The following is a 2,205-nucleotide window of genomic DNA, read 5'->3' as shown; positions in this document are numbered from 1 at the left end:
ACGCCACCTCGTAGCAGGGCTTGGGGAACAATAAAAAGCAGGGGTATGACATAAAAAAGCCCGGTAAAAGGAAAGACCTTTGCCGGGCTTTTTTGCATGACATGCTGAACTTTTACATCTCAATTAAACGTATTTTCCTGAAAAACCCACAAAATTTTCTGTAACAGCAAACTCGACATCATTACCAAGGGCCTTAAAATGAGCCTTCCCGCACTTGATTTTGGCATTTTCACCTGGGCGGCGCTCTGCATCATATATTGTGCTTTTGGTCTCAACCACAAAATAGAGTTTTTCCCTGCCATCCGCCTCAATCAGCACGGCCCAGTCCGGATTATAGGTTCCAAGGGGGGTATCAATTTTAAACCAGTCCGGTAACTTGGCATAGAGCCTGATGTCATCGCTTCTCTCAAAGGCTCTGGCAAACTCCAGCTCTATATCGGAATCGTACACCACATGGTCAAAAACCGATTTTGTGCTTGCCAGCATGTTTTTCTGAAGATAACCAAAAAGTTCGTTATCACTGAAAAGCTCCTGCGCATAATAATGGTCGTCACCGATTCTGTGATAGCTGATGCCGTCAACCACAAAGAGGCGCATCTGCTGCTTTATGATTGCCGAAACCTGTTCTATAAACTTCTGCGGATTGTTTCTGAACGATTCCAGACGCCCGCTGTCCTTAATGATTGTAACAATTGTACGGCGGGTCAGGTTGGTATCGTTCTGCAGCCATGTGATCAGGTCCGGAAGCTCAAAGGACCGGGCATCATATACACTGACAGACTGCTGAATCTGTTCCGCATGAACTCCGCCCCTGTCCATTTCCGTCGTATTTTGTATCCATCAGATCAGAACCACTTGTAACCTGCACAGCTTTTCTTGCGATGCTGCCGCTTTTCATGCGGCAATCCATCTCAATCCTCGCCGTGATGGGGCTTTTCTTATTATTGACCCCCAGAAGCTTGCTATAGGCTTTATTGTGCCCGTCTTTTACCTCAATGCCGGCAACTTCAATCTGTTTCACCAGCTTCTGCTCATAGGTATCAACGGAATCCAGCCTGTACAGCATGTGGTGTTTATCCACATGGGTGGCGGAATACCGCAGGGTACAGAGCGGATTCAGCGAGGCAATGGCTTCTTTACTTTTTGACGTGGTGTCCACGCTCTGGGGTTCATCAACGATGACGATGGGATTGGTTTCCTGTATGAATTCAATGGGTCTTGCCCCAGCCATGCGGCCGTGAAAACGAATGTTCGCTTTATTCGTTTTGTCAGGATCCGTGAAGCTTTTCCGGAATCCATCAATATTGATGACCATGATCTGTATGTCCGGGCTGGTGGCAAAATTTCTTACATCGGAAAGCCTTCCGGAATCATAGACAAAATAATCAAAGCTCACACTTTCATAAAGTCCTTTGAAATGTGCGGCTGTAATTTCAAGGGACTTGTAAACCCCTTCCTTGACGGCTATGGAGGGCACAACAATAATAAACTTGGTAAAACCATACAGGCGGTTCATTTCAAAAATGGAACGGAGATACACATAGGTTTTACCTGTGCCGGTTTCCATCTCCACGGTGAAATCCATGGAATCCATTTTTTCCGAAGGAGCCAGTCCATTCTTCAACTGAACCCGGCGAATATTATTAAGGATATCTTCAGGCAAAAGTTTCAGGCGGTTTCCTATGCCCAGATTGTTTTCCACCATGCCGGAAAATTCCATCTGGCGGCTGTGCTGCAAAGGGGCAACCGTGAAATTGGTTCTGCATATCTCCTGACCTTCAAAAACAGCTGTAACGGACTCTATGGCCTGCTTCTGAAAATCCAGATTCGGATCAAACTGTATTTTCATGCCGCACCTCCTTTCTATTCCCCATCCCTGTCCAGTTCTTTCTCAATTTCCTCAATGGAAGGGAGGCTTGGCTTGAGATCTTCCGGTAAAGAGTCCGTTATCTGCTGTTCCCACCCGGCAACGCCTATGGGTTTTGTATTGCCCGCAAGGGCGTATTTGACAACGGTATGATTTTTATCTTTTACAAGAAGCAGGCCGATGGTCGGTTTATCATCCGGATGGCGAAGTATATCATCGACGATATTCATATACATGGTGAGCTGACTGACATGGCCCGGACAGAACTTTCCGGCCTTCAGCTCCACCACCACAAAACAGCGGAGCTTTAAATCTCAAGTTTCGGACTTGCCACAATG

The 2,205-nt window shown here is 46.5% G+C and carries 2 protein-coding genes and 1 pseudogene; all 3 read right to left on the bottom strand.

Annotation, left to right across the window (positions count from 1 at the left end; genetic code table 11):
• Positions 1-123 precede the first annotated feature (123 nt).
• Positions 124-819 (bottom strand): restriction endonuclease, encoded by a 696-nt coding sequence (locus OOT00_RS15910; RefSeq protein WP_265426408.1) that lies wholly within the window; start codon positions 817-819, stop codon positions 124-126.
• Positions 764-1,849: a DEAD/DEAH box helicase family protein gene (locus OOT00_RS15905; protein WP_265426407.1), complete on the bottom strand. Its 1,086-nt coding sequence runs from the start codon at positions 1,847-1,849 to the stop codon at positions 764-766. Before OOT00_RS15905 ends, OOT00_RS15910 begins: the two co-directional genes overlap by 56 nt.
• 14 nt (positions 1,850-1,863) lie before the next feature.
• Positions 1,864-2,166: pseudogene (locus OOT00_RS15900) on the bottom strand (PDDEXK nuclease domain-containing protein); the annotation flags it as partial.
• Positions 2,167-2,205: the final 39 nt, after the last annotated feature.

Origin of the sequence: Desulfobotulus pelophilus (assembly GCF_026155325.1) — a bacterium.
Taxonomy (GTDB): Bacteria; Desulfobacterota; Desulfobacteria; order Desulfobacterales; family ASO4-4; genus Desulfobotulus; species Desulfobotulus pelophilus.
Note: the sequence above shows the minus strand (reverse complement) of the source record. Positions and strands in the feature narration are given on the sequence as shown.

What these genes read in the sequence shown, in the direction of transcription:
- OOT00_RS15910 (WP_265426408.1), bottom strand. Translation starts at nt 819, where the DNA reads ATGGACAGGGGCGGAGTTCATGCGGAACAGATTCAGCAGTCTGTCAGT.
- OOT00_RS15905 (WP_265426407.1), bottom strand. Translation starts at nt 1,849, where the DNA reads ATGAAAATACAGTTTGATCCGAATCTGGATTTTCAGAAGCAGGCCATA.